General features: G+C 48.5%; 17 protein-coding genes, 2 tRNA genes, 3 rRNA genes and 1 pseudogene. 14 read left to right on the top strand and 9 right to left on the bottom strand.

Features of this window, described 5'->3' with window-relative positions; all coding sequences use genetic code 11:
- Positions 1-32 precede the first annotated feature (32 nt).
- Positions 33-281: a hypothetical protein gene (locus BFO_RS13780; RefSeq protein WP_014226401.1), complete on the top strand. Its 249-nt coding sequence runs from the start codon at positions 33-35 to the stop codon at positions 279-281.
- Positions 282-301: 20 nt separating this feature from the next.
- Complete coding sequence (locus BFO_RS15765) at positions 302-487, top strand: hypothetical protein (protein ID WP_141729020.1); 186 nt, start codon at positions 302-304, stop codon at positions 485-487.
- Here BFO_RS15765 and BFO_RS13775 read toward each other — a convergent pair.
- From BFO_RS13775 to BFO_RS13750, 7 genes and pseudogenes are all read right to left on the bottom strand, one after another.
- Positions 478-2,064, bottom strand: a complete 1,587-nt coding sequence (locus BFO_RS13775; protein WP_014226399.1) for an NAD(P)/FAD-dependent oxidoreductase — start codon at positions 2,062-2,064, stop codon at positions 478-480. The genes BFO_RS15765 and BFO_RS13775 overlap by 10 nt on opposite strands.
- An 85-nt stretch (positions 2,065-2,149) precedes the next feature.
- Positions 2,150-3,289, bottom strand: coding sequence for a hypothetical protein (locus tag BFO_RS13770; protein WP_014226398.1), 1,140 nt, complete (start codon positions 3,287-3,289; stop codon positions 2,150-2,152).
- Positions 3,290-3,397: 108 nt separating this feature from the next.
- Positions 3,398-3,556 (bottom strand): annotated as a pseudogene (locus tag BFO_RS16330) (DNA repair protein RadA); the annotation flags it as partial.
- A 28-nt stretch (positions 3,557-3,584) separates the two neighbouring features.
- Entirely contained in the window at positions 3,585-3,929 is a 345-nt protein-coding gene (locus tag BFO_RS13765; RefSeq protein WP_014226396.1) for a HepT-like ribonuclease domain-containing protein, read from the bottom strand.
- Positions 3,913-4,209 (bottom strand): nucleotidyltransferase family protein, encoded by a 297-nt coding sequence (locus tag BFO_RS13760; protein WP_041590975.1) that lies wholly within the window; start codon positions 4,207-4,209, stop codon positions 3,913-3,915. The genes BFO_RS13765 and BFO_RS13760 overlap by 17 nt, the downstream gene beginning before the upstream one ends.
- Before the next feature lie 65 nt (positions 4,210-4,274).
- On the bottom strand, positions 4,275-5,645 hold the full coding sequence (gene radA, locus BFO_RS13755; RefSeq protein ID WP_014226394.1) for a DNA repair protein RadA: 1,371 nt from the start codon (positions 5,643-5,645) through the stop codon (positions 4,275-4,277).
- A gap of 193 nt (positions 5,646-5,838) precedes the next feature.
- Positions 5,839-6,834, bottom strand: a complete 996-nt coding sequence (locus BFO_RS13750; protein ID WP_041590974.1) for a class II fructose-bisphosphate aldolase — start codon at positions 6,832-6,834, stop codon at positions 5,839-5,841.
- Between the two features lie 223 nt (positions 6,835-7,057).
- On the opposite strand from BFO_RS13750, the gene BFO_RS13745 reads away from it, so the two are divergent.
- From BFO_RS13745 to rrf, 11 genes are all read left to right on the top strand, one after another.
- Positions 7,058-7,312, top strand: coding sequence for a type B 50S ribosomal protein L31 (locus BFO_RS13745; RefSeq protein ID WP_041590973.1), 255 nt, complete (start codon positions 7,058-7,060; stop codon positions 7,310-7,312).
- 78 nt (positions 7,313-7,390) lie between these two features.
- Positions 7,391-8,479, top strand: coding sequence for a phosphotransferase enzyme family protein (locus tag BFO_RS13740; protein WP_014226391.1), 1,089 nt, complete (start codon positions 7,391-7,393; stop codon positions 8,477-8,479).
- A 301-nt stretch (positions 8,480-8,780) separates the two neighbouring features.
- Positions 8,781-9,344 (top strand): nitroreductase family protein, encoded by a 564-nt coding sequence (locus BFO_RS13735; protein WP_014226390.1) that lies wholly within the window; start codon positions 8,781-8,783, stop codon positions 9,342-9,344.
- Positions 9,341-10,105, top strand: a complete 765-nt coding sequence (locus BFO_RS13730; protein WP_014226389.1) for a Rossmann-like and DUF2520 domain-containing protein — start codon at positions 9,341-9,343, stop codon at positions 10,103-10,105. The genes BFO_RS13735 and BFO_RS13730 overlap by 4 nt, the downstream gene beginning before the upstream one ends.
- Before the next feature lie 5 nt (positions 10,106-10,110).
- Positions 10,111-10,626 (top strand): KdsC family phosphatase, encoded by a 516-nt coding sequence (locus BFO_RS13725; RefSeq protein ID WP_014226388.1) that lies wholly within the window; start codon positions 10,111-10,113, stop codon positions 10,624-10,626.
- A 66-nt stretch (positions 10,627-10,692) separates the two neighbouring features.
- Positions 10,693-13,149 (top strand): TonB-dependent receptor, encoded by a 2,457-nt coding sequence (locus BFO_RS13720; RefSeq protein WP_014226387.1) that lies wholly within the window; start codon positions 10,693-10,695, stop codon positions 13,147-13,149.
- Between the two features lie 543 nt (positions 13,150-13,692).
- Positions 13,693-15,217 (top strand): 16S ribosomal RNA (locus BFO_RS13710).
- A 220-nt stretch (positions 15,218-15,437) separates the two neighbouring features.
- Positions 15,438-15,511: transfer RNA gene (locus BFO_RS13705), tRNA-Ile, on the top strand.
- 82 nt (positions 15,512-15,593) lie between these two features.
- Positions 15,594-15,667, top strand: a tRNA-Ala gene (locus tag BFO_RS13700).
- A 280-nt stretch (positions 15,668-15,947) separates the two neighbouring features.
- Positions 15,948-18,839, top strand: a 23S ribosomal RNA gene (locus BFO_RS13695).
- A 157-nt stretch (positions 18,840-18,996) separates the two neighbouring features.
- Positions 18,997-19,107, top strand: a 5S ribosomal RNA gene (rrf, locus tag BFO_RS13690).
- Together the 16S, 23S and 5S rRNA genes with 2 tRNA genes alongside form the textbook arrangement of a ribosomal RNA operon.
- 268 nt (positions 19,108-19,375) lie before the next feature.
- Here the strand turns inward: rrf and BFO_RS13685 are convergent.
- Together BFO_RS13685 and BFO_RS13680 are read right to left on the bottom strand one after the other, a co-directional pair.
- A complete protein-coding gene (locus BFO_RS13685; protein ID WP_371706626.1) occupies positions 19,376-21,010 on the bottom strand; it encodes a RagB/SusD family nutrient uptake outer membrane protein in 1,635 nt (544 codons plus the stop codon).
- A gap of 39 nt (positions 21,011-21,049) precedes the next feature.
- Positions 21,050-24,166 carry a SusC/RagA family TonB-linked outer membrane protein gene (locus tag BFO_RS13680; protein WP_046472604.1) on the bottom strand — a complete coding sequence of 1,039 codons (3,117 nt, stop codon included), beginning with the start codon at positions 24,164-24,166 and terminating at the stop codon, positions 21,050-21,052.
- Between the two features lie 547 nt (positions 24,167-24,713).
- On the opposite strand from BFO_RS13680, the gene BFO_RS13670 reads away from it, so the two are divergent.
- The gene (locus BFO_RS13670; RefSeq protein ID WP_014226381.1) at positions 24,714-25,475 is read left to right on the top strand and encodes a YaaA family protein; all 762 of its coding nucleotides are present in this window, start codon (positions 24,714-24,716) and stop codon (positions 25,473-25,475) included.
- Positions 25,476-25,556: the final 81 nt, after the last annotated feature.

Raw genomic sequence — 25,556 nt, 5'->3', positions numbered from 1 at the left:
ACAAGGCTGAGGCCGCTTCGAGACTTTTTTCGATGGTGACGGATTTGGGTAAACGGGCGTCTGTTTATGCATTGGATCATGATAATCAGGAGTTACATGACCATTTGCGAACGAGTAAAGGTGCGTTATCGAACATGCCGGACACGGTTTCGCTGGCCAAGGCGAAGGATATGTATACGCGTATGGAGGCGATCAAGAGTGATTTGGCCGATTATGGCATTACGGAGGAGGTTTTGGCCGAATGCAAGCGTTTGATCGATGCTTACGATGCGCGTATATAACGCGTCCACGCGATTTAATTGTGGAGCGGAAGGGACATAACCAAAGTCTTTCGGAGCTTTTGCGCGATTTGCGTCGCTGCGTTTACAAATTAGACAGTTTAATGAGTCTGTTTTCGGGTACACGATTCGAGACGGACTATCGGAACGCGCGCATTATCGTTGATCTGGGTACGCGGAAGAAGAAAGAAGAAGGGCCTCAGCCATAAGCCTCGGCCACTTGTTCGGCGCAGCGTTCGCCGTCGATGGCTGCCGATATGATTCCTCCGGCATAACCGGCTCCTTCGCCGCAAGGGAAGAGGCCTTGAAGCGTGACGTGCTGCAAGGTGTCTCTGTTTCGCAGGATACGCACGGGCGAGGAGGTGCGCGTTTCGACCCCGATCAGTACGGCTTCGTTGGTGAGAAAACCGTGCGACACGCGGTCGGAATGGCGGAATCCCTCGCGTAGACGCGTCGTGATGAACTCCGGCATCCAGAAATGAAGCGGCGAGGCAAGCAATCCCGGTGTATAGGACGAAACGGGCAGGTGCGACGAGTTCTTTTTCTGTACAAAGTCGGCCATGCGCTGGGCGGGAGCCGTTTGGGTCATCCCGCCGTTCAGGCGGCAGAGGCGTTCGAGGCGTTCCTGAAAGTCCATGACGGATAAAACGGGTGGGAGGGAGGCATCTCCTTCGGGCATGCCTTGGCAGAGGCAGTCGGGCAGGTCTTCGGGTCTGATTTCGACGACCCATCCGGCGTTGGCCCATCGCGATCCGCGGTTGGAGGGCGACATGCCGTTGACGACGACCTCGTCGGGCGAGGTGGCCGACGGCACGACGAATCCTCCGGGGCACATGCAGAAGGAGTATACGCCTCGTCCGGCGGCTTGCGTCACGAAGCTGTATTCGGCGGCGGGCAAATATTTTCCGCGTCCGTCTTTGCGATGGTAACGGATGCGGTCGATCAGTTGCTGCGGATGTTCGAGCCGCACGCCGACGGCAATTCCTTTGGCTTCGATGGGGATGTTCCGTGCTGCGAGGTAACGATAAACGTCGCGTGCCGAGTGTCCGGTGGCAAGGATTACGGGGCCGTGAAACTCGCGTCCGTCACGCGTTCGTATCCCTTTCACTTCGTCCGCTTGTAAGAGGAGAGCCTCCATGCAAGTCTCGAAATGCACCTCTCCGCCGCAACGCAAAATCTGCTCGCGCATATTTTCGATGACGCGCGGGAGTTTATCCGTCCCGATATGGGGATGAGCATCCGAGAGGATGGCTGTGCTGGCGCCATGCTGGCAGAAAATGCGGAGGATGCGATCGACTGAGCCGCGTTTCTTGCTTCGGGTATAGAGTTTGCCGTCGGAGTAGGCGCCGGCGCCGCCTTCGCCGAAGCAGTAGTTCGATTCGGGGTCGACCGTGTGTTCACGACTGATCCGGGCGATGTCTATCTTGCGCCGCCGCACGTCTTTTCCGCGTTCGATGACGATGGGGCGCAACCCCAGTTCGATCAATCGCAAGGCCGCGAACAGTCCGCCCGGCCCGGCTCCGACGACAACGACGGGTTTGGCCGTCGATACGTCGCGGTATTCGACAGGCGTAAATTCGGCCTCTGCCGGTTCTTCATCGATGAAGGTGCGCACCGTTACATTGACCCAGACCGTATGCTGTCGCGCATCGATCGAGCGTTTCAGTACGCGCACGGCACATACGGTTTCGGGTTTCTCGCCCGTTTCGCGGCAAACGACTCTGCGCAACGATGCTTCGTTCGCCGCTTCTTCGGGTAATATACGTAATGACAGTTCTTTGATCATAATTAAAACGAATTATTTATTGAAATAGATGAGAGGCGCTATATGCTTTTATGAGGTTTCTGCAAAACAACGCTTCATGACTGTATTAAAAAGCGACAGATGATTGTTGCAGCCACATTTGCTCCGTATCGCTGTAATCGTAGACCGCGATTCCTTTCATAGAGGCATATCCGGCAGCTTGTTTGTGCAAGTAATTGAATGTTTCAATCAGATAATCCCATCCTTGCGGCTTAAGCGACGTAGCATCGGATTCATCGTCTCCCAACCGTGTTTTAATACAGATATAAACACTATTCGTATGACCTCCTTTATCCGCGGCGGCAAGGTTGCTTTGTGCTCGACGCCAAACTTCTTCCTTATTATGATTATATGCCATCACATTTACATCCTTGCAGTGGCCGTCCGTTATAAACCGGCTTATATCGCCAAAGCTCAACTGGCCCTTGTTTTGTCGTTCCTGAAAAGAATAGTTGATTGCTTCATTCAGAGAAAGCTCCGGTAAATGATACACACGGCCAATTTCGTCTAAATAAAATTTCGCCAAAGCTAACATTTCAAGCGTTCGTTTTAATAAACGATCATTTGCCGCATGTTTACCATACCGATCATTATTCCATCGGTCGAGCATAAGCAGATTTGCCTCCGAAGACAATGTACTGTTCGGTTTAAGCGAATGAGGCTCCCAATCGGCCGAAGCTCCTGCGAAGCGTTCATTCGCATGCACTGTGCGATTGTATTGCTGAATAACGGATGCATGGATATAGATTTCTTTGTTCTTCGCTCTATCGAACTGAGACGCTTCGCTAAACATTAGAGCATGTACACGTACATTATGGCTGTTTAAATAACTGTTGAAAATTCGTATCCATGCCTTGTTAGCCAACTCTGCAAAAGATTTCCCATTTTGAGGATGAACGGACAATAATACATCGGTGTACCCCATCAATACGATCCGCGCCGCTAATTTTCGAGCACCTTTTTCTCCGGGATAACGTACGATCGTATGCCGATGATAGACATATACGCTGGCTTGTTTTTTTCCTCCGGCCGTCAGCGCTGCATTAAACTCATTTGCTTTTATCAGTTGTCGGTCTGTTATGCCTGCGTCTGCAACAAGTTGCCCCACACGACCATCAGGATCAACTCCGTCAGGATGCTGACACGAACAGAAGCCTCCCCAACCAAGGAACCATCCACAGAGGTAAAACAAAATACGATTGGTCATATGCTTCGTTTTGTATGCAATTACAGGCGAAAATATATCGATTATTCGCAATCTTGCAGCAGTAGATCAAAAAACTTCCGCTATCTGTATTGCCTGTTAAAATCATCCTTATCCGAATAGCTGCCGGAAGGCTTCTTCTACTTTTCTGACCTGAAAGATTTTCATCTTGCTTTCCAACGCTTCCAGCCCTTTCATCTGCGGAACGATCATGCGTGTGAATCCGAGCTTCCCTGCCTCCTGAATGCGTTGTTCGATACGGTTGACAGGGCATAGCTTGACGACAACACAGCATTCTTTATAATGTTTTTAGAATCAGTTGAACTTTTTCTCTCAAAGGGGGTAAATCGGTTTCTATGGTAGCCCATACGATCTCATCCCGGATTTGATAATAGCCGTGAACTAATACATGTCGCATCCCTATGAGAGCATGCCATTCTATCTCCGAATATTCTTTTTTAAACTCATTCGTCAGCAAGTAGGCTGCCTCGCCTATAATTTCCAGATTCTTAATGATAGCAAAACGCAACATTTTATTTTGCCTGTATGTTTCAAATGTTTTGTTATTCGTAAACTCGAAAATATTATCAATCGCTTCAATGATGTGCAACAAACGTGCTTTATCTTTATTTTTTTCTCTCATATATCAGTATTTTATCGGCATTGACACTATCTTCGGCGAAGTCTTTCAGTTGTCCTTCTTCGACCAAGTCTATCTTTTTATTCAGTAACCGTTCCATCTTATATTGCATAGAGGCATAGGAGAATAAGGTTATTCTTATTCCTTTCAAAAAACGAACAAGCACATCGATATCACTTCCTTCTTCTTCTTCGTTGCGCGAATAAGATCCAAAAATCCATGCTTTATCTACCGGTTGTGTCCGGAAAAAATCGGATAATTTATCAATCATCAATTTGTCCATATCTTTTCTGTCATTGTTATGCGGATACAAAGATAATGTGTTTAATTCGCCTGTTAAAATCATCCTTATCCGAATAACTCCCGGAAGGCTTCTTCTACTTTTCTGACCTGAAAGATTTTCATTTTGCTTTCCAACGCTTCCAGTCCTTTCATCTGCGGAACGATCATGCGGGTGAATCCGAGCTTCCCGGCTTCCTGAATGCGCTGTTCGATACGGTTGACCGGGCGTATCTCGCCCGAGAGCCCCACTTCGCCCGCCATACACGTGCTGCGATCGATCGGGATGTCCAAACTCGACGACAATACGGCGCTGATCACCGGCAGGTCGATGGCCGGATCGCTTACACGCAGCCCTCCTGCGATGTTCAGGAAAACGTCTTTCTGCACGAGTTTGAAGCCGGCGCGTTTTTCCAGCACGGCCAGTAACATATTCATCCGCCGGAGGTCGAACCCCGTCGCACTGCGCTGAGGCGTCCCGTATACAGCGCTGCTGACGAGCGACTGCGTCTCGATCAGGAAGGGACGGGCGCCCTCCATTGCTGCCGCGATGGCTACGCCGCTAAGCCCCTCGTGACCTTCGGTCAGAAGCAGTTCGGAGGGATTCTCGACCTGCCGCAATCCGCTCTGCCGCATCTCATAGATGCCTAACTCGGAAGTGCTTCCGAAACGGTTCTTGATGCTCCGCAGGATGCGATACATGTAATGCTGGTCGCCCTCGAACTGCAACACCGTATCGACAATGTGTTCGAGTACCTTCGGCCCGGCTATGCTGCCTTCCTTATTGATATGTCCGATCATCAGCACGGGCGTTCCCGTCTCTTTGGCAAACTTCAGCACGGCTGCGCTGCACTCGCGCACCTGAGTGATGCTGCCCGGCGACGATTCGGCCCGGTCGGTAAACATCGTCTGGATGGAATCGATGATCAAGAGATCGGGTTGGAGGTTCTGCGCCTGTACGAAAACCTGTTCGAGATTCGTTTCGCAATACACATGGCAATTGCCCATATTGGTGTCTTTTCCGGCCAGACGGTCGGCACGCATCTTTAACTGTTGAGCGCTCTCTTCGCCCGAAACGTAGAGCGTATGCAAATCTTTCATCTGCAAAACGGTTTGCAATACCAGCGTAGATTTTCCGATGCCCGGCTCTCCCCCGACAAGTACCAGCGAACCTTTGACTAACCCGCCGCCTAACACACGGTTCAACTCCGCATCGTGCATATCGATACGTGTTTCTTCTTTTGCCGTGACGTCGCGCAGCAGCCGGGGCTTCATGCCTTCATGTACGATTCCCGGAACAGACCGCCATGCAGCAGGTTCTTTCTTTACAAGTTCTTCTACATAGGTGTTCCACGCGCCGCACGACGGACATTTGCCGACCCACTTGGGCGATTCGGCACCGCAGTCGGAACAGATATATACCGATTTAACTTTAGCCATACATTATTTTTTTGAAGAGGTAAAGGTAAGAAAAATATCGGATATGTTGTTCCCTTTTCGTGGAGTGGAATATACAAGGATCAGGGTGGTGAATTGAAAGGAGGTAGGAGAGGGGGACTAAAATGACAGCACAAAAAAGGACGGTCCGTTTTTCTTCAGGCAGCCCCTTTTTGCGCTTATGCTATCGTATCGATTAAAGCTTGTTGTCCGACCCTAATACATTTTTAATCTTGTGGATGTAAAGGGCCTTGGCTGCATCGCGTGCCGGACCTAAATACTTACGCGGATCAAATTCGGCCGGTTTCTCGGCAAACACTTTGCGAATGGCTGCTGTCATGGCTAAGCGGCTGTCGGAGTCGATGTTGATCTTGCAAACGGCCGATTTGGCAGCTTTACGCAACTGTTCTTCCGGAATGCCGATCGCATCTTTCAAGGCACCGCCGTATTTGTTGATGGTGTCTACATCTTCCTGCGGTACGGACGACGAGCCGTGGAGTACAATCGGGAAGCCCGGTAATTCTTTTTCTACTGCTTCTAAGATATCGAAAGCCAAAGGTGGAGGTACAAGGCGTCCGTTTGCATCACGTTTGCATTGTTCGGGCTTGAACTTATTGGCGCCGTGCGAGGTACCAATCGAGATTGCCAGTGAATCACAGCCGGTTTTCGTTACGAAGTCAACGACTTCTTCCGGCCTCGTGTAGGTATGATGTTCTGCTGCGACATCATCTTCAACACCTGCTAAAACACCTAATTCGCCCTCTACTGTCACATCGTGCTGATGAGCATATTCAACGACTTGCTTAGTCAGTGCAACATTCTCGTCATACGGAAGATGCGAACCGTCGATCATGACGGAAGAGAATCCCATGTCAATGCAACTTTTACATAGTTCGAAAGTATCACCATGATCGAGATGGAGAACAATTTGCGGATTCGGGCATCCGAGTTCTTTGGCATAAGCAACGGCTCCTTCGGCCATGTAACGCAGAATCGTTTGGTTAGCGTACTTTCGCGCCCCGCTCGAAACTTGTAAAATCACCGGCGATTTTGTTTCTACTGCAGCCTGAATAATGGCTTGCATCTGTTCCATGTTGTTAAAATTGAAGGCCGGAATAGCATAGCCCCCATGGATTGCTTTTTTGAACATTTCACGCGTGTTCACCAAGCCTAAGTCTTTGTAATTTATCATTGTTTCTTGTGTTATAGGTGAAAAAATCAGGTTCAAAGGTACGAAAAAAATTAGGAATGAATTCATGCACGTCATTTTTTTTATGGCTGTGTGTATAAATCATACGGGGCAATGCTATGAATTAGAATTTTACCGTTTTTTTCTTGCTTGTTTAAACAATTATGAATACTTTTGCACCCCATATTTTGGAAGTGAAATCATAACAATAAAAAATAGAAGAATAATGAAAAAGGAACTTCATCCGGAAAATTACCGTCAGGTTGCTTTCAAAGACATGTCGAACGAAGAAGTGTTTATCACACGTTCTACGATCAACACGAGAGAGACGATAGAGATTGACGGGGTTACTTACCCGCTGGTTAAACTGGAAATCTCCAGCAGTTCGCATCCGTTCTATACGGGTAAGGCGAAATTGGTGGATACGGCCGGTCGTGTGGACAAGTTTATGAGCCGTTACGGCAACCGGAACAAAAAGTAAATGTAAAACATGTACGATCGAGAAGAGGACGCCGAAGGAGCGTCCTTTTTTGGGTCTGCATAAGCATGATTCAGAGCCATGACAAACGAAAAATATCTACAAATCCTCAGTCGATTTGGTATTAAAGAAAAGATTCTGTCTGTCGAACCTCTCGGTAACGGACATATCAACGATACGTTGAAAGTAACTGTCGCATCCGGTATGCCCGGTTATGTTTTACAACGTATTAATCATCACATCTTCACCAATGTGGAGATGCTCCAAAATAATATTCATACGGTTACATCGCATATCCGCGCGAAATTGCAGGAACGCGGAGAGGAGGACATCGATCGTAAGGTGCTGACTTTCCTTCCGGCCGATGACGGGAAACGGTATTATTTCGATGGCGAAAGTTATTGGCGCGTTTGCCTGATGATTCCTCGAAGTCGAAGTTTGGAAGAAGTGAATCCTTCTTCTTCTTATGAAGCCGGACGCGCTTTTGGCGATTTTCAATCGATGTTGTCCGATTTGCCCGAAGGAGCATTGGGCGAAACAATCCCGAACTTTCATAATATGGAATTCCGGTTGCAGCAATTTCACGAAGCGGTTCAGGCGAATGCAGCCGGACGTGCGGATGAGGTGAAAGACCTCATTGATGAAATTGAGAAGCGTGCCGAGGAAATGTGCGTTCAGGAAGAACTGTATCGTGAAGGCAAACTGAAAAAACGTACGAATCATTGCGATACGAAAGTCAACAATATCTTGTTCGACGAAGATGGGAAGGTGTTATGTGTGATTGATTTGGATACCGTAATGCCGGGGTTTGTCTTGTCCGACATCGGCGATTTTATCCGTACCGGAGCCAATACGGGAGCCGAAGATGATGAGCAGCTTGATCGTGTGGAGGTAAACATGGAGATCTTCAAAGCATATACGCGCGGATACATGGAAAAGGCGAAATCTTTCCTTACGCCGCTCGAAATCGGTTTGCTTCCTTACGGAGGACGTCTGTTGACGTATATGCAGACGGTACGTTTCCTGACCGATTACCTTAATGGCGACACGTATTATAAAACGCACAAGCCGAAGCATAACTTGATTCGTACACGCGCTCAGTTTAAATTGTTGCAAAGTCTTGAGGCGCATGCCGAGGAGATGAATGCGTTTATGAAAGAATGGCTGTAGCCAGCCGCAGAACATTATACAGACTCGGCAGTATGTCATAACGAGCGAACTGCTTCGTTGTTTGCGGAATGCGAGCTCGGCCACATACGTTAGTATGCTCCCTCGCTCTCATCCTTAGCGCCTCCCAATTTCACCCATTCTTACATACCTAAAGAGGGTGTGTCCAAACATTGCGTTTTGACACACCCTCGAAGTTTTTTGGTGGCGAGATGTTCTTTTTTTCGTTGTGTTAATCTTTCCGAAGAGCTCCATTTCGGAAAATTTCTCTAATTTTGTCCTCGCATTATTATAATATTATGGTATGGAAGATTTCAATGCTCTGATTACCCGTCGACGCAGCACGCGGAAGTTTACGGACGAACTGATCGCACCGGAAGAAGTGCAGCAACTCTTGAAAGCCGCCTTGATGGCTCCCACATCGAAGAACTCGCATTCGTGGCAGTTTATCACGGTCGAAGATAAGGATATGTTGACGCAGTTGGCGAGGTGTAAAAGTGCCGGGGGCGGGTTTCTTGAAGGATGTGCGTTGGCCGTTGTGGTGTTGGGGGATATGACGATAAGCGATGTGTGGGTCGAAGACGCTTCCATTGCCGCGATATATATGCAGTTGCAGGCTGAGGATTTAGGAATTGGAAGCTGTTGGTGTCATGTCCGAAACCGTCTGACGGCCGATGAACGCGACTCGGAGCAATATGTCCGCGATTTGTTGGATATACCGTATCAGATGGGGGTCCTGTGCATCATTGGTTTCGGGCACAAGGACCAGGAACGTAAACCGTTCGATGAATCGCACCTGCTGTGGGAGAAGGTACATATCGGTAAATTCGCGTTGCCCGGTACATCGGAGGAAGCGACTCAGGCATGAAGGTCGTCTTTATCGGAGCCGGAAATGTAGCGACTCATCTGTCCGCAGCGATGCGGCAGGCCGGACTATGTATCTGTCAGATTTATAGCCGTACCGAAAAAAATGCACAAAGGCTGGCTGCAGAGCACGCGTGTGCGTGGACAACGGATACCGGCGCACTACGTTCGGATGCCGATCTATATGTCTTTGCTTTGAAAGACGCGGTTTTGCATAAAATCGTCACACAGGTTTCCCCGAACGAAGGGCTTTGGTTGCATACGGCAGGTAGTGTGCCGATGGATATTTTTCGCGGATATGCCCGCCGCTATGGCGTGCTTTATCCGTTACAGACGTTCTCAAAAAAACGACCGGTCGATTTTCGGAATGTTCCTTGTTTTATCGAAGCTGACTCAGCACAAAGCGAACAGCGTCTGCGAACACTTGCCGAAAAGATTTCTTCCGATGTACGGCTGCTCTCTTCCGAAAAACGGCGTTATTTGCATCTGGCCGCAGTTTTTGCCTGTAACTTTACAAACCACATGTATGTCCTTGCTGATCGGATTTTGAGTGAGCAGGGGATAGATCCCGCCGTGCTGTTGCCGCTAATCGATGAAACGGCCACAAAAATACATACCCTTTCTCCTGCTGATGCACAGACGGGGCCGGCGGTACGATACGATTGCAATGTGATCGAACAACAATCGGCCATGCTGACCGATCCGGTTGTGCGTGAACTGTACGAATTAATCAGTAAGAATATTCACCTGTTATCTCAGTCTTGAACATTATGATACCTTATGATTTGACAAAAATAAAAGCTTTTCTGTTCGATGTGGACGGTGTACTGTCGTCCGACAAAATTCCGCTGACCGACCATGGCGATCCGGCCCGAACCGTCAACATCAAAGACGGTTATGCGTTGCAATTGGCTGTTAAGCATGGTTATCAGGTGGGCATCATCACCGGTGCCTACACGGAAAATGTACGTCTCCGTTTTGAACGTCTCGGGGTGCAGCATATTTATATGTGTAGCACCGTCAAAATAAAAGATTACGAAGATTTTCTTCAGAAGACCGGGCTGGAAGAAGAATCGATCGTATTTGCCGGCGACGATATCCCGGACTATGAAGTGATGCGCCGTGTCGGCTTGCCTGTTGCGCCGGCTACGGCAGCACCGGAGATCAAACACATCGCAAAATATATCTCACCCTTGAGCGGTGGCGACGGTATTGCCCGCGAAGTGATTGAACAAACGATGAAAGCACAGCAACTATGGATGACGGATAAAGCTTTCGGTTGGTGAAAATTACGGCCGGAATATACGCATTGGGCTTTTTTTACGTTAATACTCACGTAAAATAAAGGAAAAATGAGAAATCGTACGTTGGCATCGCTCTTGTTTTTGTGGATGGTCCTGGGATTAAATGCTCAGGGAAAGGTGAAAGTTTCTGGAAATGTGCGGGATGCTGACGGAAATCCGTTAGAATTGGTTGCCGTACAGGTGAAGCATACGCTGATTGGGGCGATGACCGATGAAAAAGGCTTCTATTCGTTGTCGGTTTCGCCGGGCGATTCCGTTGTGCTGCTTTTCTCGTGTCTCGGATACAATAAAGCAGAGCGAGTCATTCCGCGTTTGGCACAAGATATGCGTGTGAACGTACAAATGAACTATACTTCTCTTCAGCTGAATGAAGTGTCGGTTACGGCAATTCGCAGGCAGACGACTACGATGGAGACGCTCGATGCCGGTCGTTTGAAGATTCTTCCCGATCCTTCGGGGGGAAGTATCGAAAGTCTGATTGTAACGTATGCAGGAGTGTCGTCGAACAATGAACTGAGCACTCAATATTCGGTGCGGGGCGGAAGCTTTGATGAAAATCTGGTTTATGTGAACGGGATGGAGGTCTTTCGTCCCTTGTTGATACGCTCGGGCCAGCAGGAAGGATTGAGCTTTGTCAATCCGAACCTGACAGAAAAGGTGCAGTTCTCGGCTGGCGGTTTCGATGCTCGTTATGGAGATAAGATGAGTTCTGTCTTGGATATTTCATATAAGAAACCTGTAAAACTGGAAGGATCGGCTTCGGTCGGTGTGCTTGGCGCTTCGAATATGAACATAAGCACTGCCAGTGCTTATGTGGGAACAGGAAATGATAAGTTTACACAGGTTACGGGCATACGTTACAAGATGTCAAGCTCGCTTTTGAACAATTTAGTCGGCCGTGCCGAATATGTGCCGCGTTTCGTAGATATGCAAACGTTTATGACTTATAAACCTGCGCCGAAATGGGAGCTTAATTTCCTGGGAAACCTCTCGTCTAACCATTACAAATATATTCCGATCGAGTTGGAAACCACATTTGGAACGGTGAAGAATAGGCAAAAGTTTCATGTGTTTTTCGAGGGTCGGGAACGTGACAAGTTTGAAACGATCTATGGGGCTTTGACGTTGAAACATCAGTTAAGTGTAAAATCGGAACTGGGATTGCAAGCTTTTGCTTTTCGGAGCAACGAAGAGGAAAGTTACGATTTGACCGGAAATTATCGTCTGGATAAAGCCGGTGAGGAGGGAGATGAAAAGACTGCTGAGGGGGAACAATCCATTGCTCTGGCATCCTATCATGAACATGCACGAAACAGGTTGCAAGCGACCGTTGGTCATGTCGGACTGTATGGGATGACACAGCTTACAGCTCATCAAACATTGAAATGGGGTGTCAATGCGCAGATGGAACGTATCATCGATAAAATCAGTGAATGGGAAAGCCGTGATTCGTCCGGTTATTCGTTACCACAGACCGGTAAGGAGGTGAATGTGATTGCGAATCTTTTTTCAGATAACAAATTGAACAGTAGCCGTTTTTCAGCTTATTTTCAGGATGTGTTCAAGTTTCGTACCGAGCAGGGACTGTTCACGCTTGTTGGCGGTCTGCGTGGCAGCTACTGGACATATAGCAAGGAGTTTCTTTTCAGTCCGCGCGCTTCGCTGGGCTTTATTCCGAATGCCAATCAGGACTTGACCCTTCGTTTTGCGACCGGACTGTATTACCAGTCTCCTTTCTATAAAGAATTACGCACCGAGGTGAAGGATAAAGATGGAAATACGGTGATCCGGCTGAATGATCAATTGAAATCGCAACGGTCGATTCATTTTATTTTGGGAGGCGATTACGGATTTAAGGTCGGCAGCCGGAACTTTAAGTTGACGACGGAACTGTATTATAAGAATCTGAGCAATATTAACCCCTATACATTAGATAATGTGAAGATACGATATTATGGGGAGAATTGTGCGAAAGGCTACATTGCCGGATTGGATATGAAACTTTTCGGCGAATTTGTGCCCGGAACCGATTCCTGGATTAGTTTGTCGTTGATGAAATCACGCCAGACGATTGAGCGGAATGGCCGTGAAACAGTCAGTGCGTCAATGCCCAATAGCCCTGCCTATAATATTTCACTCTATTTTCAGGACTATTTTCCCGGTTACCGTCGGGCCATGCTTAATCTGCGCGGTGTGCTGACCGGGGGACTACCGGTCACCGTGCCCCGTCGGGGATATGACGGAAGCAATTACAAAACACCGCCTTATCGTCGTATAGACCTCGGCTTTACTTACCAACTGGCCGGGGGAGAAGATGCTTGGATGGAGCGGGGATTTTTTCGAAATTTCAAAAGTATCTGGTTAGGACTTGATGTATTTAATATATTCGATATTTACAATACGAGCTCTTATTATTGGATCACGGATGTGTATAGTCATCAGTATGCGGTGCCAAATTATTTAACCGGTCGTCAGCTTAATTTTCGTCTGACAGTCGATTTTTAATCGAATCATTAGATGATCTTACTCATTTTTTCCTTTCTCCATTATTTAATGCATGTTTTTTTGCTTTTTAATTTGCTTGATTATTTGATGTTTGCGCTTTTTCTTCAAAAAAAGGTCATAAAATATTTGTAGGGAAAGGAGATATTCCGTACTTTTGCACCCGCTTTCGAGAGGAGAGCCTGCTGCAAGAAGATAGAGGAAAGATTTTTCTGGGGGGGTGTTCTTTTTTTTATTTGTTTCAAACAAATGGGTTTGATAAGAAAAAAGACTTCTTTCCAAAAAAAAAGATTCGAAAAGATTTGGTTCGAATAAAAATTTGTTTTTATCTTTGCAGCCCGTTACCGGTTCGGTAATCGGATAAAAAAAAGAAAGAGTGTTATTCTTTGAAAGTGTTCGAGGGGTACACAAAAATAAAAAGCGATCTTTGTAAGATTTACATGTAAAACAAGATGTAGTACAAGAAAAAAGTACCGTCAATTTACGAAAATAAAGGAAAAGGATATATTTGGATTCTGAGCGCGATAGGATAAAAAAACAATTTGAACAACGGAGAGTTTGATCCTGGCTCAGGATGAACGCTAGCGATAGGCTTAACACATGCAAGTCGAGGGGCATCGAGGGTAGCAATACCTGTCGGCGACCGGCGCACGGGTGAGTAACGCGTATGTAACCTGCCCGCAACAGAGGGATAACCCGGCGAAAGTCGGACTAATACCTCATAAAACAGGGGTTCCGCATGGGGCTATTTGTTAAAGATTTATTGGTTGCGGATGGGCATGCGTACCATTAGGTAGTTGGTGAGGTAACGGCTCACCAAGCCATCGATGGTTAGGGGTTCTGAGAGGAAGGTCCCCCACACTGGTACTGAGACACGGACCAGACTCCTACGGGAGGCAGCAGTGAGGAATATTGGTCAATGGGCGAGAGCCTGAACCAGCCAAGTCGCGTGAAGGATGACTGCCCTATGGGTTGTAAACTTCTTTTACAGGGGAATAAAATGAGATACGTGTATTTTATTGCATGTACCTTGTGAATAAGCATCGGCTAACTCCGTGCCAGCAGCCGCGGTAATACGGAGGATGCGAGCGTTATCCGGATTTATTGGGTTTAAAGGGTGCGTAGGTGGGCTGTTAAGTCCGCGGTGAAAGTTTGTCGCTTAACGATAAAATTGCCGTTGAAACTGGTAGTCTTGAGTATAGATGAAGTAGGCGGAATGCGTGGTGTAGCGGTGAAATGCATAGAGATCACGCAGAACTCCGATTGCGAAGGCAGCTTACTAAGGTATAACTGACACTGAAGCACGAAAGCGTGGGTATCAAACAGGATTAGATACCCTGGTAGTCCACGCAGTAAACGATGATTACTAGGAGTTTGCGATATAGTGTAAGCTCTACAGCGAAAGCGTTAAGTAATCCACCTGGGGAGTACGCCGGCAACGGTGAAACTCAAAGGAATTGACGGGGGCCCGCACAAGCGGAGGAACATGTGGTTTAATTCGATGATACGCGAGGAACCTTACCCGGGATTGAAATGTAGACGACGGAGAGTGAGAGCTTTCTTCCCTTCGGGGCGTCTATGTAGGTGCTGCATGGTTGTCGTCAGCTCGTGCCGTGAGGTGTCGGCTTAAGTGCCATAACGAGCGCAACCCTGACTGTCAGTTGCTAACAGGTAAAGCTGAGGACTCTGGCGGGACTGCCGGCGTAAGCTGTGAGGAAGGTTGGGATGACGTCAAATCAGCACGGCCCTTACATCCGGGGCGACACACGTGTTACAATGGCAGGGACAAAGGGCAGCTACCGGGCGACCGGATGCCAATCTCCAAACCCTGTCTCAGTTCGGATCGGAGTCTGCAACTCGACTCCGTGAAGCTGGATTCGCTAGTAATCGCGCATCAGCCATGGCGCGGTGAATACGTTCCCGGGCCTTGTACACACCGCCCGTCAAGCCATGGGAGCCGGGGGTACCTGAAGTCCGTAACCGCGAGGATCGGCCTAGGGTAAAACTGGTGACTGGGGCTAAGTCGTAACAAGGTAGCCGTACCGGAAGGTGCGGCTGGAACACCTCCTTTCTGGAGCAGTCTTGGAATCTGTTTGAAAGATTCTTTTCCTTAGGTACTTTTATGGGTACTGCATTCTTGTTTTCATGTTTACTATAAAAAAGGGAAAAGAGAAAAAGGAAGCTGGGATGTCTCGGTTTCTTTGTCGAAAAAAAAAAGCCTGAAACGGGCTGCTTATTCGACTTGGAGAGCAAGAGACGATTCGTCTTATCCCGGCGGCAGTTGACGAGACAGTCCTATAGCTCAGTTGGTTAGAGCGCTACACTGATAATGTAGAGGTCGGCAGTTCAACTCTGCCTGGGACTACAGGAAAGTGAACAATGAAAAGTGAATAATGAAGAATGGCATCATTTTTAATTGTTAACTATTCATTATCCACTCAAAAGACGGGGGATTAGCTCAGCTGGCTAGAGCACCTGCTTTGCAAGCAGGGGGTCAACGGTTCGAATCCGTTATTCTCCACGAGTTTCGCAGTCTGCCCGAAGCGTTTATGAAAGAGGAGTTCTCTTGAACGACGAAGAAGGCGGAAACAAAAAAAAGCGAAAAGAAGAGTTCTTTGACATGATGGACAAAACAGAGAAAAGATTTCGTATGTCGAATGATGTATGCAAATAGATCAATTGCACATATGAATGAAACTTGAAGCGAATTTTAAGAAAAGCGTAGAAAGAGCTAAAGATAAAGAAGCCCACAGTATCATGTAAAGATTGTATAATTGTATATGAAAACTGTGAGGTAAGGATAAAAAAGTAAAAGAAGGGCAGACGGTGGATGCCTAGGCTCTCGGAGGCGAAGAAGGACGTGATAAGCTGCGAAAAGCTCGGGGGAGGTGCAAATAACCTTTGATCCCGAGATATCCGAATGGGGTAACCCGGCTGGTTGAAGGCCAGTCACACCGCAAGGTGAGCGAACGTGGGGAACTGAAACATCTAAGTACCCACAGGAAGAGAAAATAAGAATGATTGCGTAAGTAGTGGCGAGCGAACGCGCAAGAGCCCAAACCATGGTTGTTTCGGCATCCCATGGGGTTGTAGGACCGCGACGTAGCAAGAAAAGATGAAAGTGGAACCCGCTGGAAAGAGGGCCATAGAGGGTGAAAGTCCCGTACACGAAATCATTTTGAAGCTTAGCGGTATCCTGAGTAGGTCGGGACACGTGAAATCCTGTCTGAAACTGCGGGGCCCATCCCGTAAGGCTAAATACTTCCGAGAGACCGATAGCGAACCAGTACCGTGAGGGAAAGGTGAAAAGAACCTCGAACAGAGGAGTGAAATAGACCCTGAACCCGTCTGCCTACAAGCGGTCGGAGCACTGTATACGTGTGACGGCGTGCCTTTTGCATAATGAACCTACGAGTTACTTTTTTTGGCAAGGTTAAGTGTCAAGTAGGCATGTAGCCGAAGCGAAAGCGAGTCTGAACAGGGCGGATAGTCAAAAGGAGTAGACGCGAAACCAAGTGATCTACCCATGATCAGGTTGAAGGTTAGGTAACACTAACTGGAGGACCGAATGGATATACGTTGAAAAGTGTTCCAATGAATTGTGGGTAGGGGTGAAAGGCTAATCAAACTTGGAGATAGCTCGTACTCCCCGAAATGCATTTAGGTGCAGCCTCGGGTGTTTTTGATGAGAGGTAGAGCGACTGATTGGATGCGAGGGCTTCACCGCCTATCAAGTCCAGACAAACTCCGAATGCTCATCATATGGATCCCGGGAGTGAGGGCATGGGTGCTAAGGTCCATGTCCGAAAGGAGAAGAATCCAGACCATCAGCTAAGGTCCCGAAATAGCCGCTCAGTTGCATTTAACGAAGTCAGACCGCATAGACAGCTAGGATGTTGGCTTGGAAGCAGCCATTCATTTAAAGAGTGCGTAACAGCTCACTAGTCGAGGGGTCTGGCATGGATAATAATCGGGCATAAGCGGTTTACCGAAGCTATGGATATCGCAAGATATGGTAGGGGAGCATTCCATACTCTGCGTTGAAGATAAGGGGTGACCTTTGTTGGAGCGTATGGAAAAGCAAATGTAGGTATGAGTAACGATAAAGGAGGTGAAAAACCTCCTCGCCGAAAGACCAAGGATTCCTGATCAACGCTAATCGGATCAGGGTTAGTCGGGGCCTAAGGATAAGCCGAAGGGCGATTCCGATGGAAGAGCCGGTTAATATTCCGGCACTGCTATATTGAGCGATGTGGGGACGGAGAAGTGACAGCACTGCCAACGGATGGAATAGTTGGTTGAAGGGTGTAGACGTTGATTGCGGCAGGCAAATCCGCCGCGAGAGTCGAACCTGACAGTATGCAGCGTACTTGTACAATGTAATATGTGCGTAAACAGGCTCCCAAGAAAATCCGCTAAGCATATTGATATAGCACTCGTACTGTAAACGGACACACGTGGTCGGGTAGAAAATACTAAGGCGCTCGAGAGATTCACGGTTAAGGAACTAGGCAAAATGGTCCTGTAACTTCGGGATAAAGGACGCCACTGGTGACAGTGGCCGCAGAGAATCGGCCCAGGCGACTGTTTAACAAAAACACATGACTATGCTAAATCGAAAGATGATGTATATGGTCTGACACCTGCCCGGTGCTGGAAGGTTAAGAGGAGAACTCATTCGAAAGGAGAAGGTTTGAATTGAAGCCCCAGTAAACGGCGGCCGTAACTATAACGGTCCTAAGGTAGCGAAATTCCTTGTCGGGTAAGTTCCGACCTGCACGAATGGTGTAACGATCTGGGCACTGTCTCAACTGTGAGCTCGGTGAAATTGTAGTATCGGTGAAGATGCCGATTACCCGCGATGGGACGAAAAGACCCCGTGAACCTTTACTATAGCTTTACATTGACGTTGGGCATCGGATGTGTAGGATAGGCCGGAGACTGTGAAGCTGTGACGCCAGTCATGGTGGAGTCGTTGTTGAAATACGGCCCTTTTGGTGTTTGACTTCTAACTCCTGTTCAATGGGAGGACACTGTATGGTGGGTAGTTTGACTGGGGTGGTCGCCTCCAAAAGTGTAACGGAGGCTTCTAAAGGTACCCTCAGACCGATTGGTAACCGGTCGCAGAGTGTAATGGCATAAGGGTGCTTGACTGAGAGACCTACAAGTCGACCAGGTAGGAAACTAGAGCATAGTGATCCGGTGGTTCCGCATGGAAGGGCCATCGCTCAAAGGATAAAAGGTACTCCGGGGATAACAGGCTGATCGCCGCCAAGAGCTCATATCGACGCGGCGGTTTGGCACCTCGATGTCGGCTCGTCACATCCTGGGGCTGGAGAAGGTCCCAAGGGTTGGGCTGTTCGCCCATTAAAGTGGCACGCGAGCTGGGTTCAGAACGTCGTGAGACAGTTCGGTCTCTATCTATCGTGGGCGTAAGATATTTGCGGGGATCCTGACACTAGTACGAGAGGACCGTGTTGGACAGACCGCTGGTTTACCGGTTGTTTCGCCAGGAGCACAGCCGGGTAGTTAAGTCTGGAAAGGATAAGTGCTGAAAGCATCTAAGTACGAAGCCTTCCTCAAGATGAGATATCTATATAAGGGTCGTTGTAGACTACGACGTTGATAGGCTGCAGGTGTAAAGGTGGTAACATCCAAGCCGAGCAGTACTAATTGCCCGAAACTTTTTTATCGGGGTATAACCGCATTGGTTTGATTTATGTTTGGCTTGCGAACAGGCGAGATGCTGTTTGCTACGTTTTATCGCTTCTTTAAGCGAGCGAAAGAAAAGAGTTTCAAGCTTCTCTTTGTTTTGTCCTGACCGTCAAGGTAATTTTTTTTGAAAGAGATTAAGGTGGTTATAGTACGAGGGATCCACCTCTTCCCATTCCGAACAGAGAAGTTAAGCCTCGTCACGCCGATGGTACTGCTATATTGTGGGAGAGTAGGTAGCCGCCGTTTTTTAGGTATTATTTTTTTTCAAGAAGGAGCATTTTCCAATGAGAAAGTGCTCCTTCTTTTTGCATGGTATACTTCTGTCACGGGGATATTCTAACGGGTGCAAGTCCTTAAGCCGCCCTGATAACGAGATTACTTGTTCTTCTCATGTTTGGCCCATTGACGCTACTGTAAATAGATGCCCTCTGAAGTAATCTACTCCAGCTTTGTCTATTTGTTCATTGTGCAGTAAATATCGTCGCTGTATGAGGATCATTGATTATGTTATCAGCTATTTATATCCTTCGTTCTGTTTCAATTTTCCGTTCGATTTGGTGATCTGCTCCGAAGGATAAGGAAATACGATCATGTGTTCCTTATAGCTGCCTTTATTGGCATAATCGGAGTAATACGTCACTTCGAAAGTCGATTTCGGATTGGCGCGGTCGGCGTATTTTCGGATGCGTGGACGGGAGTTCAGCTCTTTCACGGCCAGTTCTTTTATTACGGCGTTGGGCGAACGTTGCCACCGTTTCAGATCGTAGAGATGGTCTGTAAATTCGAAAGCCAGTTCGCAGCGCCGCTCGTGATACAGCTCGGCCATGGTTGGCGTAGCGGCAAGAGGCGTCAGCCTGGAACGTACACGGATACGGTTAAGGTCTGCTTTTGCTTCTTCCGCCCGGTTTGTCATCAGATACGCTTCGGCACGGAAGAGGAGCATTTCGGCAAAACGTATGATCGGGAAGTTCACGCGTACCGTAGGCCAGTCGCCATTCGAACAGACGTAGCCGTTCTCGACAGGATTGGCGTGTTTGAACGGGTCCATGTACTTGTTGATCATGAACCCCGATTCGATATCGGAGGTGGAGAAGAACCGGCGTTTTTCACCCCAGAACTCAAATTCCTGATTGTATTCGAGGATGGAACGTACGAGACGGTCGTTTCCGGGGCCGTCTTTGAGCATCAGCTCGTAGATGTCGTACGAGGGTTTGTTCTGTCCCCAGCCGTTGTATTTACCCCATCCTTTGTTTTCGAGTACGACCCCGGGAAATTCGCTTCCGCCCCCCTTGGCTCCGCCGGTCGAAGGAATCGACCAGAGGTATTCGGCATTCCAGAAGTCGGCGAAATCGGACGAAAAGACTTCGGCGAATGTTTTGGCCAGATTGCGCCCGTAATCTTTTTCGAGCAGATTGACCATGCTGATCACGTTGTTCCACTGCGTTTGATCCCACGTAGCCCAATAGGCGTACACCTTCGCTTTGTAAGCGACGGCCGCGGCCTGATGCGCACGTCCTCTGTCTTCTTCGCCGTAGGCTTCGAACCTCGGCAGGTACTTGATCGCCTGATCCATATCGTCGATGATATACTTGTAATTGTCGATCACCGACGGCTGTTGCGTGGGGATGGATTGATCATATCCTTCCGGGAAATCTTCGTAGCGCACGAACGGAACGCCCTGCTTGTCGGTACCGTAACGATAAGCCATGTAAAAATGTCCCATGCCTCGCATAAAGTAAGCCTCTCCCAGGCTGCGCGTTTCGATGGCTGTCAGGGCTACTTTCTGCTGTTTGTTCAGCAGCTTCTGAACAACCCAGTTGGAGCGGGAAATGATCGTATAGAATGCTTCAAAGTTCCAGCGCAGCGGGCCTTCGTCACCCGTATAAGCCAATGTGGCCAGCGTGTTATAACCTCGTGTGCGCCCCCATACGATATCGCAGGCGGCTCCCTGCTCCCAGAACAAATCACGCCCGAAGGTCTCTTCCCAGTGAATCGGTATGTAGAGCGCGGTAATGGCGTCGATGGCTTGTTGATCGTTCGTAAAATACTGCTCGTCGGTCACGCTTCCTTCGGGCTGAACGTCTAAAAAATCACTGCACGCGCCTAACATAAGGAACGGCAGGATCAATGCAAATCGATATTTTTTCAGTTTCATGTTCTTCTTCTTTATTTTGATGAATACAATAGATTAATATGTAAGTTGTATACCCAAAGACAGCACACGCGAAAGCGGGTATTTCAACGCGTCGTATCCTCCGGTTTCCGGGTCCATACCCGAATATCGGGTGAAAGTGTATAAGTTCTCACCGCTGAGATAGAGGGAGAGCCGGCTGTTCGATCGGTCGGCAAAGCAGGATTTGCGTAACATATCGGTCAGATCGTAGGCTACGGTCACGTTTTTAATTCGCAGGTAAGAGGCGTCTTCGAGATACCAGTCCGAAGGAGTCGTGAAATTACCGTTCGGGTCGGCTTTCGAGAGGCGGGGAATCTTCGACGACGTGTTGTTCGGACTCCATGCGTCGAGGATGGTGTTCTGGCGGTTAAAGTTCCCTTCCACATCGCCCAACAACATGTATTTGGCCATGTACAACGATTGTGCTCCGCCGACGCCTTGCAACATGGCGCTGACCGAAAGTTTTTTGTACGAGCATCCCATCGAAAGGGCAAACGTCGTTTCAGGCATCGCATTACCGCAGTATTGGCGGTCTTTGTCGTTGATCACCCCGTCGCCGTTGGCATCGACGAATTTCAAATCGCCGGCCACGGCATTCGGCTGAATACGTTTTCCGTTTTTATCGACATACGCTGCGGCTTCGGCATCGCTCTGAAAAATACCGTCTGTCTTAATCACATAATATGAGTCCAACGGTTCTCCTTCGGCCGTCTGATACATATAAGGCACATTTCTGAAACTGCCCTCTCCGGTCCATACGCCGGGTGTGCCGTCCGCGTTTTTAACACCGATGTCCGAAACCCAATTCTTCAAGTAAGCGAAGTTGCCTGAAATGAAATACGAAAAATCCTTCCCGATGCGGTCGTTCCACGAAGCCTGTATCTCAAAACCCCGGTTACGCACCTCTCCCTGATTCACGAGCATGGGATTCAGACCGATGGTTTGCGGCCAGTTCATCGTCTGTTTCTGAATCAGGTTATACGTGCGTTTGCTGAAGTAATCGACAGCCAACGACAAACGTTCGTTGAACAGGTCGATATCCATACCGAAGTCCGTCTGTTCCGAGGTCTCCCACGTAAGGTGTCGGTTCAAAGCATCTCCTTTATAAATGGCCGTGCCCCATGCTCCTCCGACGGTTGTTCCGTACTGCCCGCCCTCGTTCGACGGATTTTCCTTTTTCGATAGAATGGCGGCTTTATAATTGTAACCGATCGATCCCAAATTACCGACCCGTCCCCACGAAGCGCGGAGTTTGAGCAGGTTAAACCGGTCGCTCTTCGGGAAGAATTTTTCGTTCGAGATTTTCCACGCAGCCGTGAAAGCCGGAAAATCGCCGTAATTGTTTTCTTTCGGCAGACGGCCGGCATAGTCGCGACGCCACGAACCGGTGACAAAATACCGGTCGTTGAACGAATAGGCCAGACGTGAGATCAGTGAGACGTTGGCATCCGGCCCTTCCAGCTTATCGCCTGCGGTGATGGTCTCGGCATAAGCCAGATATTGCAGGGGCTTCGATTCGTTGGCAAACGTCCTTCCTTCTACTTCGAGCCTTCTATTTTCGTAATGATCGGCCGTGGTCGAAAGCAGGCCGCTTACGGTATGCTCGCCGAAGGTGTTATCGTACGTCAGCGTATTTTCCGTTTTCCACGCATCGGTGCGATAGGTGCTTTCCGAAAGCGTGTTCGTGTTGCTCGGTTTGCCGACTTCTTTCCGGCGAGGAGTGAAATTCTTGTATAAGTTGTTTTCTACATTATACGTAAAACGGCTGGTGAATTTTAATCCTTCGACGATGTTGGTGATGTCGAGTGCCGTTGTCGTCCATACGTCGCTCGTCTTGTTGTAATTCGTCTCGGCGATCAGCGAGCGCACCGGATTGATGACGTCGCCGTGAATGTCCGGATAACTCGAACCGTATTTGGCAATGTATTCGGGGTCTTCCGTCGTAGTACCCCCGAACGAACCGGTGAGGGGATTATAGACTGTGGCGCTTCGAGGCATATAAATGGCCGAAAGGATGACTCCGGAATAAGCGCTCGAGGTGTTGGTTCCCCGGCTCGAAGAATTTTTCCATACGAAGTCTTCGCTAATCGAAACCCATTTATTCAGTTTATACGTTCCGTTGTAACGCAGTCCGACCGAGTTGTTGTAGGTGTTCAGTAACACACCGTTGTCGACGTTCGAAGAGAATGAAATGCGATTCGTGAAATCGTCCGTTCCGACATTCAACGAGATGTTGTGCCGTTGATACGAAGCGGTGCGAAAAATCTCGTCCATCCAGTCGGTACGTGTCGTACCGACCCACGGGTTTTTGGCGGTATCCCACCCGGTCGGGATTGACAGTTTGGCCTGGGTGTATGATGTTTGTCTCATCCGAATCTGCTCTTCGGCCGTAAGCGACTGCGGCAGGTTCGTGGCTTGGCGTATTCCCAAGATACCCTCGTACGAGATGCTCGGTTTGCCTTTCTTCGCTTTCTTCGTCGTGACCAGCACGACTCCACCGGCGCCCGACTGCGCTCCGTAAATAGCCGCCGAAGCGGCGTCCTTCAGTACCACAATCGTTTCGATGTCGCTCATCGAAGCGACAGGAGCACCGGGCACACCGTCTACGACCCAAAGCACACGGTCGCCATTCTGCGACCCTTGTCCGCGAATCACAATATGCGGGCTTGAGGTCGGATCTCCTCCGTTCGCCGTAATCGTGACACCGGCCAGTTGTCCCTGCAACATGCTTTCAGTCGATGTGACCGGGCGCGTGACCAGCTTTTCGGTGTTGCTGATAATCCCCACTGAGGCCGACAGGTCCTGCTTCCGCGCGTTCGTTCCGTAACCCAGAACGACGACCTCATTCAACATCTTCGTATCTTCGACGAGTACGATGTCGAGTTGAGTCCGGTCTTCGACAGGTACGGACTGCGATAGAAACCCGATATACGAAATCTCCAGTACGGCATTCGGCGGTACTTCGATCGAGAAGTTTCCGTCATAGTCCGACGTCGTTCCCGTGTTGGTACCCTTGAGAAGGATATTCACACCGACCATGCCTTCTCCAAGCTCGTCTTTGATCGTTCCGGTGACCTTTCGGACGCTCTGCTGCTGAGCTGCGTCTGTAAACTCCGGATTACTTCCATACATTGTTACTTCTGCCGACAAATTGCCGCCGAGAAATAACATGGAAGAGAATAAAAGGATTCTGATCCTTGTTCCATTCGTTTTTCTCATACTTTTACTGCTTTAAAATGATTGTTTGTTGAATCTTTTATATCGTAATGTTTGTATAGACCGTATTTCGGGAAAAAGACAGACGCTTTCCGTTCGGACCGTTTCTGCCAAACTACAAGCCTTTCTGTGTCGGGTGTGCGCTCTCGGGCTGTCCGAACCGGTATATCGGGGTTCTTCTTCATGGTATTCCTGATATTCATGTGTCGGAGTTCGGATTTACCCCCTACCTTTCGGCACAGCATATCGTCGTCTTGGGTAAGAGAGGTATCCGATTCCGCCACAAACTTACGCATCGTTTTTTAATTATAAAAACAGATGAGAGAAAAAATAATCTGTCCGGCTTACGGGCAAGCTGTCCGGTCTCCGATAGATATAGACCGGTAATCAAAAAGTTGCTTTTTGCATTCATTCTCTTTATCTTTGCCTCAAAAAAAATAGGAACTTCTCTAAATGATGATATATGCAAATTGTTTTATCTCCTGCCAAATTAATGGATTTTGACGGCGCCGACGATTCGGTCAAGACTACCGACCCGCTTTTTACCGATAAGACGGCCGAGCTGGTGGCGGTCTGTCGTGAAATGTCGGTCGACGAGATCGCGGCATCGATGAATATCAATCCGCAGATGGCGCACGACGTGTTCGGCTATTTTCAGACGTTCGACTTGCCCGTTGCGCCGCGTCGCGCCGCTGCTTTGGCCTATAACGGTATTGCCTACAAGGGACTTAATGCGCATGACTTCTCGGCGGATGATTTTACCTTTGCCCAGCAGCATCTGAACATCCTCTCGGGACTGTACGGCATCATCCGTCCGATGGACGCGATACGTCCTTACCGACTCGAATTTCAGCGAAAAATCGTTCCCGAAGGATATAAAAGTCTGTACGATTTCTGGGGCGATACGCTTAATGCATACCTCGCGTCGAAGTTAGCGCACGACGAACGTGTCATCATCAATGTGGCCTCGCAGGAATATGGAAAGGTGGTTCGTAAGAACAAGCTTCCGCAGGGCACAAGAATCATCGATATCCGTTTTTTGCAACATGAGACAAACGGCTTCCGGCAGGTTGTCGTGCATGCCAAAAAGGCGCGCGGACTGATGGCGCGGTTCATCATCAAGAACAGACTTACGAAGTATCAAGACGTGCAGGCGTTCGACAGCGAGGGCTATTTCTTTTATCCCGACCTCTCGAAAGAGGATGAGTGGGTATTTGTCCGATAAAACGCGTGAAAGCGATCGGGATAATACAATTAAAAAGAATTAAATATGCCTAAACAATGGTCTGAGTGGGTAGAAACAAAA

The organism is Tannerella forsythia 92A2 (assembly GCF_000238215.1).
Taxonomy (GTDB): domain Bacteria; phylum Bacteroidota; class Bacteroidia; order Bacteroidales; family Tannerellaceae; genus Tannerella; species Tannerella forsythia.
Note: the sequence above shows the minus strand (reverse complement) of the source record. Positions and strands in the feature narration are given on the sequence as shown.

Excerpts from the sequence above, each read along its gene's own strand:
- BFO_RS13760 (WP_041590975.1), bottom strand. The coding sequence starts at position 4,209 with ATGGACAAATTGATGATTGATAAATTATCCGATTTTTTCCGGACACAA.
- BFO_RS13765 (WP_014226396.1), bottom strand. The coding sequence starts at position 3,929 with ATGAGAGAAAAAAATAAAGATAAAGCACGTTTGTTGCACATCATTGAA.
- BFO_RS13745 (WP_041590973.1), top strand. The coding sequence starts at position 7,058 with ATGAAAAAGGAACTTCATCCGGAAAATTACCGTCAGGTTGCTTTCAAA.
- BFO_RS13680 (WP_046472604.1), bottom strand. The coding sequence starts at position 24,166 with ATGTATGGAAGTAATCCGGAGTTTACAGACGCAGCTCAGCAGCAGAGC.
- BFO_RS13735 (WP_014226390.1), top strand. The coding sequence starts at position 8,781 with ATGGAAGATTTCAATGCTCTGATTACCCGTCGACGCAGCACGCGGAAG.
- BFO_RS13720 (WP_014226387.1), top strand. The coding sequence starts at position 10,693 with ATGAGAAATCGTACGTTGGCATCGCTCTTGTTTTTGTGGATGGTCCTG.
- BFO_RS13670 (WP_014226381.1), top strand. The coding sequence starts at position 24,714 with ATGCAAATTGTTTTATCTCCTGCCAAATTAATGGATTTTGACGGCGCC.
- BFO_RS13740 (WP_014226391.1), top strand. The coding sequence starts at position 7,391 with ATGACAAACGAAAAATATCTACAAATCCTCAGTCGATTTGGTATTAAA.
- BFO_RS13780 (WP_014226401.1), top strand. The coding sequence starts at position 33 with ATGGTGACGGATTTGGGTAAACGGGCGTCTGTTTATGCATTGGATCAT.
- radA (WP_014226394.1), bottom strand. The coding sequence starts at position 5,645 with ATGGCTAAAGTTAAATCGGTATATATCTGTTCCGACTGCGGTGCCGAA.
- BFO_RS13750 (WP_041590974.1), bottom strand. The coding sequence starts at position 6,834 with ATGATAAATTACAAAGACTTAGGCTTGGTGAACACGCGTGAAATGTTC.
- BFO_RS13725 (WP_014226388.1), top strand. The coding sequence starts at position 10,111 with ATGATACCTTATGATTTGACAAAAATAAAAGCTTTTCTGTTCGATGTG.
- BFO_RS13730 (WP_014226389.1), top strand. The coding sequence starts at position 9,341 with ATGAAGGTCGTCTTTATCGGAGCCGGAAATGTAGCGACTCATCTGTCC.
- BFO_RS13770 (WP_014226398.1), bottom strand. The coding sequence starts at position 3,289 with ATGACCAATCGTATTTTGTTTTACCTCTGTGGATGGTTCCTTGGTTGG.
- BFO_RS13775 (WP_014226399.1), bottom strand. The coding sequence starts at position 2,064 with ATGATCAAAGAACTGTCATTACGTATATTACCCGAAGAAGCGGCGAAC.